Origin of the sequence: Thalassolituus sp. UBA2009, from assembly GCF_002335285.1 — a bacterium.
Classification (GTDB): Bacteria; Pseudomonadota; Gammaproteobacteria; order Pseudomonadales; family Oceanobacteraceae; genus Venatoribacter; species Venatoribacter alkanivorans.
This window is the reverse complement of the sequence record NZ_DDCJ01000085.1, coordinates 571-7,028: the sequence shown is the minus strand read 5'-3', so window position 1 is coordinate 7,028 and position 6,458 is coordinate 571. Positions and strand designations below refer to the sequence as shown.

The 6,458-nt window shown below is 54.0% G+C and carries 4 protein-coding genes; all 4 read left to right on the top strand.

Annotation, left to right across the window (positions count from 1 at the left end; translation table 11 throughout):
• Positions 1-41: 41 nt before the first annotated feature.
• The 4 genes from B3P58_RS10600 to B3P58_RS10585 all read left to right on the top strand — a co-directional run bounded on the left by B3P58_RS10600 (position 42) and on the right by B3P58_RS10585 (position 6,310).
• Positions 42-533, top strand: coding sequence for a hypothetical protein (locus B3P58_RS10600; protein ID WP_286717445.1), 492 nt, complete (start codon positions 42-44; stop codon positions 531-533).
• Complete coding sequence (locus tag B3P58_RS10595; RefSeq protein ID WP_286717444.1) at positions 530-1,837, top strand: TolC family protein; 1,308 nt, start codon at positions 530-532, stop codon at positions 1,835-1,837. Before B3P58_RS10600 ends, B3P58_RS10595 begins: the two co-directional genes overlap by 4 nt.
• Positions 1,838-1,931: 94 nt before the next feature.
• A complete protein-coding gene (locus tag B3P58_RS10590; RefSeq protein WP_286717442.1) occupies positions 1,932-3,170 on the top strand; it encodes an efflux RND transporter periplasmic adaptor subunit in 1,239 nt (412 codons plus the stop codon).
• 17 nt (positions 3,171-3,187) lie between these two features.
• A complete protein-coding gene (locus B3P58_RS10585) occupies positions 3,188-6,310 on the top strand; it encodes an efflux RND transporter permease subunit (protein WP_286717441.1) in 3,123 nt (1,040 codons plus the stop codon).
• The last annotated feature ends 148 nt before the right edge of the window (positions 6,311-6,458 follow it).

Here is a 6,458-nt window from a genome sequence, read left to right as displayed (position 1 = left end):
TAATTAGTGTTAACAGGCCCTAATAATTCTGCCGTTTATTTATGCGCAATATCCGCCTGTTAAATGTCGCCTTATTACTGCTGACCCTGTTTCAGTCGGTTGTGGCGTTGGCGGATGTGCATGAAACCTTCGGGCGTTCGGCTGCCGATCATCTGAACGAACACCAGCCCGCTCACCATAGCGATATGATGCAGGTACTGGCGGATGATATTCAGGCTGATACCAGCCAAAACAATACCGCGCCAAACAATACCGCACAAAACAACGACCAGAATAACGATAATCTGGCCCAGCACGACTGCTGTCATTGCCATGCTCACGCACCGTTATCCTTACCGGTTAACGACGCATTAGCCGCTGCAACAAAAAGCCGCAGCATGAACAACCTCTACAACCGCACTCTGATTGTGCGTGCGCTCAGCCCGCACCTGCGCCCTCCGATTTATTCCGGAATAACCGCGTTTATCAGCCCCGGTAACAGACACCTGCAATCCGCTGGCTCATCGTATTTTTTATTCAGGAATACCGCATGAATATGATCCCTGTTATAGCGCTCGCGATCGCCAGCGCCCTGGCCATACCTGCGTATGCGTCAGACATCAACAGCAGTAACAACACGAACAGCCATTTCCATGAGGCTGCACGCCTCTGGCTGCAAAGTCGCATAGCGCAAACGCCGCAGGTAAAAGCGGCGGCGGCACAACAAAACAGTCGCGCATTATGGACTCAGGCAGCCGCTCAGCCACTGTACAACCCCGAGCTGCAAACCCGGCTGGAGCAGGAAGGCAGTAGCAATAATTATGCGCTGGAAATCAGCCAGAAAATCGACTGGTGGAACCAGCGAGAAGCGCGCAGCCAGCAGCAGCAACGACTGCAACAGCAGGCCGGGCAGCAATATCAGCAAAGCCTGCAGCAAACCACCGCTGATGCCTTAGCCGCCATTGTGCGTTATCAAAGCGCGCAACAGCGTGATCAATTAATGCAGCGTCTGCAGCAGCAACAGCAGACGCTGACGCAACTGATTGAGCAACGTCGCAGCATTGGTGATTTAAGTGCGCTGGATGCCGAACTTGCACTGCTGGCACAAAGCTCGCTGCTGGCCGATATTGCCGCCAGTCAGGCGGAATTAAGTGCCGCCGCTGCGCAGTTATCTGCCCTGCTGCCGGACTGGCAACAACAGCCGCAATACCTCAATGCACTCATTCAGCAACTGGATAACAGCGCACAACAATTATCGCAGCAGCCGCTGAGCGACACGCAGCTTAAGCAACTGGCACTGTCACATCCGCAAAGTGAAAGCGCCCGACTGTTCTGGCTGGCCGAGCAGCAGCGCGCGCAGCTTAGCCGCGACAGCCTGCGCGCCGAACCAACCCTTGGCGTCAGTGCCGGGCGTAATGGCGAGGAAGATGTCTTAGGACTGGCCCTGTCTTTGCCGCTCAATGTACGCAGCTCTTACCGTCAGGCTGCGGCTGCAGCCAATGGCGAAGCCCTGCAGGCCGAAGCGGAGTTTTACGTCAGCCTGCAACAACAGCAACAGCAGCTGCGCGCCAGCCATAGCCGGGTTCAGGCTTACCGCCGTCAGGTTAAACAATGGCAAGCACTGATGCCCGATGGCGGCCAGCGCAGCGCGCAATTACTGCAACAGCAATGGCGCAACGGCGACCTCAGCACCAGCGCTTATCTTCAGGCATCCGCACAGTGGGCCGCCAGTCTGCAGGCCGGTATTGAATTAACCGGTGATTATCGTCAGGCACAGATCCAATGGCTGAGCGACAGCCAGACTATCCGCCGTTTTTTAAGCGCTGCTGCAAATACCAACAGCCCGATTTCAGAGTGAGAAAATTATGTCTTCACTATTTTCAGTAAAAAAATCAGCATCTGTAAAAAAAATGCCTGCTGTTAATCATGCGGGCACAGCCCAACGCCTGCTCATGGCTTTTATTCTCATACTTCCACTGCAGGGCTATGCCGCTGACAGTCACAATCACGAAGCGGTATCCGGCCATAACGAAGCCGTCAGTGAATCGCCAAAAGAGCATAAACACGACGAACATGACCACAGCGATGACCACAGCGATGACCACAGCGATGACCACAGCACTGAGCAAAGCGATGAGCACAATCATCAGAACGATCAGGATGAAAATAACGACAACAGCGTGCATTTAAGCGCCGATCAAATACAACAAGCCGGAATTATCAGCCAGATAATCCCGGCAGAAAAAACCGATATTCCGCTGCGCGCCCCGGCCGAAATCCGCGCCAACGGTTACCGCAGTTTTGTTGTCTCCCCACGGGTCGATTCGGTGGTAATCACCCGCCATGTTGCACTGGGTGATCACGTACAACCGGGGCAAGCATTGCTGACATTATTCAGTGAAGGGGTTGCCAGTGCCCAGGCGGAGTTACGCAGTGCCCGTTCCGAATGGCTGCGGGTAAAAAATCTCGGTAAAAATGCCGCCGGTGCCGCCCGTTATAATCAGGCCGAGAATACCCTCGCCGCTGCGCGGGCACGCCTCACGGCTTATGGCCTGAATGCCGATGCAGAATTAACTCCGGCCAGCTTTGGTGAATATCAGTTAACCGCTAAAACTGCCGGACTGGTATTAAGCGATGATTTTCAGCAGGGCCAGCGGGTGATGGCGGGCAGCGCATTAATGCAGATCACCGACGAAACCACGCTCTGGGCTGAAGCGCGTTTACCGGCAGAATCTGAGCTGCATTTAACCCGCGATACCCGCGTTATTCTTAATGTCGCCGGACTGGAGATCAGCGCGCAGATAAGCCACGAATCCCACACCATTGATCCATTAACCCGCACCCGTATTGTGCGCTTAACGGTGAATAACCCGGATCATCGTCTGCACCCTGGTTTATTTGCCAATGCCACATTTTATACCCAGTCCACAGAGGCCATCAGGCTGGTGCCGGAAACCGCATTAATGCGAGGCAGCGATGGCGACTGGCAGGTTTTTATTGAAAGCGCACCCGGCGAATTCCGCGCACTGGAAGTAGAACGTGGCCGCACCATCAGCACCGCAAAAGAACCCCAGGTAGAAATCAGCAGCGATGATCCGTCTGCACTTTCTGCGTACCCCATCGTCGTCGCCGGCGCTTTTTTTATTGCTTCCGAGCAGGCGAAAGGCGGCTTTGATCCGCATAATCATTAAGGGTTGGGTATTAAACTATGTTTACGTTATTAACCCGTTGGGCGGTCGCTAACCGCCTGCTGGTGCTGATTGCCATCACCAGTTTATGTATTGCTGCCGCTTTCGCTTTGCCGAAGCTGAACCTCGATGCCTTTCCCGACGTTACCAACGTGCAGGTAGCCATTAATACCGAAGCGCCGGGACTGGCCGCCGAAGAAGTGGAAAAACTCATTACCTACCCGATTGAGGCGGTCATGTACGCCCTGCCCGGCGTGGCCGAAGTACGTTCTATATCCAAAACCGGTTTATCCGGCATTACCGTGGTATTTAACGAAGGGACCGATATTTATTTTGCTCGCCAGCTGGTGTTCGAGCGCTTGCAGGCCGCGCGCGAATTTATTCCGCAGGGCGCTGGTATTCCGGAAATGGGACCGAATACCTCCGGTCTGGGGCAGATATTCCAGTATGTACTGCAGGCCGAACCCGGCTCAGGTTACGACCTGATGCAACTGCGCAGCCTGAATGACTGGCTGGTAAAACTGCTGTTAATGCCGGTTGATGGTGTGACCGATATATTGTCCTTTGGTGGTGATGTGCGCCAGTATCAGGTGAATTTAAATCCTGACCGTTTGCTGGCGTTTCAGTTATCGCAGCAGGATGTGATCGATGCACTGGAAGCCAATAACCGCAATGTCGGCGGCTGGTATTTAAACCGTGGCCAGGAACAACTGGTGATCCGTGGCACCGGCTGGCTCGACAGTGGTGAACAGGGTTTAAAACAATTAGCGCAGATTCCGTTGCGGGTAATTGATGGCGTCGCCGTTACCGTAGCTGATGTGGCTGAGGTCAGCTTCGGCAGTGAAATCCGTCAGGGCGCAGTCACCTTCAGCCGCAGCGATGATCAAAATAACGGCGGCGAGGTTGTGTCCGGCATCGTACTTAAACGTATGGGCGCCAATACCAAAGCTACCATCGACGGTATTCATCAGCGGATTGCCCTGATTAACCGGGCATTGCCCGCAGGCGTCAGCTTTGAGGTTATTTACGATCAGGCCGGATTAATCGAACAGGCCGTCAGTACGGTAGTCAATGCACTGGCACTGGCCTTTGTATTTATTCTGATTGTACTGGCGCTGTTTATGATGAATCTGCGCGCCACGGTACTGGTATTAATCTCGATTCCAATATCGGTCGCCATCGCTTTAATGCTGATGTCCTGGTATGGCTTATCGGCCAACCTGATGTCACTCGGTGGTATTGCCGTTGCCATTGGTATGCTGGTCGATGGTTCGGTGGTGATGGTGGAAAATATGTTCCGCCATCTGCAACACAACCCCGATGCCGACAAAGGCAGCATCAGCCTGCGTATTCAGGAAGCCGCTGCCGAAGTGGCGCGCCCGGTATTTTTTGCCACCGGTATTATTCTGCTGGTGTTTTTACCGCTGTTTGGTTTTGAGGGTGTTGAGGCCAAGCTGTTCCAGCCGATGGCCATTTCCATCATGCTCGCCATGCTGGTCGCCGTTCTGGTCGCCCTTATTGTTGTTCCGGCACTGGCGACCTTTATGTTCCGCACAGCGGTAACCGCCAAACCCAGCCCCTTACTGCAGCCTCTGGAAAAACTGTATCGCCACCTGCTCACTCAGGCGCTGCGTTTTCCACGGCGGGTGATGTTGCTGGCCGGAGTATTATTGCTGGCCGCCGTGATTATTGCTCCACGCCTTGGCACCGAGTTTGTTCCGGAACTGGAAGAAGGCACCATTAACCTGCGCGTTACTCTGGCACCCTCTGCCGGCTTAGAAACCGCACTGAGTGTTGCGCCGAAACTGGAAGCCTTATTACTGCAGTTTCCGGAAGTGAATTACGCCATGAGCCGTATCGGCCGGCCGGAACTGGGCGGCGATCCGGAGCCGGTCAGTAATATCGAAATTTATATCGGCTTAAAACCCCGCAGCGAATGGCAGTCGGCCGATAACCGCCTGGTGCTGCAGCGTTTAATGGAAGAAAAACTCGAAGTTTTCCCCGGTCTGTTATTTAACTTTTCCCAGCCCATCGGCACCCGCGTCGATGAATTACTGTCCGGTGTTCGCGCCCAGCTGGCCATAAAATTATTCGGCCCGGATCTGGACGTTCTGGCACAGCAGGGGCAGCAGATCGAAACCCTGGTAAAAACCATTGCCGGTACCCGCGATGTCGCTATGGAACAGATTGCCGGTGAATCACAGCTGGTTATTACGCCCAAACGCGATGCTTTATCGCGTTATGGTTTATCGGTGGATAACGTACTGACTCTGGTACGTGATGGCCTGGGTGGCACCAGTACCGGACAGATTATTAACGGTAACGAACGTTACGATATTTATGTGCGCCTGCAGCAGGAGTTCCGCGACAACGCCGCCGCTATTGCTGAATTACGCCTGCGTTCACCCTCCGGTGCCATCGTCCGCCTCGGTGATGTTGCTACGGTGGAATTTTCCTCCGGGCCGCCACAGGTACGGCGTGATGACGTGCAGCGGCGACTGGTAATTCAGGCCAACGTTGAAGGCCGCGATATGGGCAGTGTGGTGGCCGATATCCGTAACGCCATCGACACTCAGCTGCAATTACCGCCGGGCTACGCCGTCAGTATTGGCGGTCAGTTTGAAAATCAGCAACGCGCGCAGCAACGCTTAATGATGATTGTACCGCTGTCATTAGGATTAATTGCCCTGCTGCTGTATTTCGCCTTTGGCTCGGTCGGCCAGGCGCTGCTGATTCTGCTGAATGTGCCGCTGGCGGTTATTGGCGGAATCTTTTCGCTGTGGTTATCCGGCCAGTATTTATCGGTACCCGGTTCGGTGGGATTTATCACCCTGTTTGGCGTGGCAGTGTTAAATGGTGTGGTGATGGTCGAGAGTATTAACCAGCGCTTTGCCGCCGGCCATACCTTGCAAGATGCCGTATTTAACGGTGCCCTATCACGCCTGCGTCCGGTATTAATGACCGCACTGACCTCAGCGCTGGGATTAATTCCGATGCTGATGTCAAACGGACTGGGAGCTGAAATTCAGAAGCCGCTGGCCAGCGTCATTGTTGGCGGACTGGTTACCGCTACCTTCCTCACTTTGTTTGTCTTACCGTTGCTGTATCCGTTTTTCTCGCAATGGAAACTGCGCGAACATTAATAACCTCTGATCCTGCATCCCGGTTTACCGCACTGCTTTCCCACAGATTGGAGTGACATCGTGTCACTCCAATCTGCACCATTAATCGACTACTGTTTTTCAATCTGAAGCGCCTTTCCGGGGCAAGCCCCTGGCCCCCTGTAAGGAG

Bases quoted from the DNA above. Each gene is read 5' to 3' on its own strand.
- B3P58_RS10600 (WP_286717445.1), top strand. From the start codon at position 42: ATGCGCAATATCCGCCTGTTAAATGTCGCCTTATTACTGCTGACCCTG.
- B3P58_RS10595 (WP_286717444.1), top strand. From the start codon at position 530: ATGAATATGATCCCTGTTATAGCGCTCGCGATCGCCAGCGCCCTGGCC.
- B3P58_RS10590 (WP_286717442.1), top strand. From the start codon at position 1,932: ATGGCTTTTATTCTCATACTTCCACTGCAGGGCTATGCCGCTGACAGT.
- B3P58_RS10585 (WP_286717441.1), top strand. From the start codon at position 3,188: ATGTTTACGTTATTAACCCGTTGGGCGGTCGCTAACCGCCTGCTGGTG.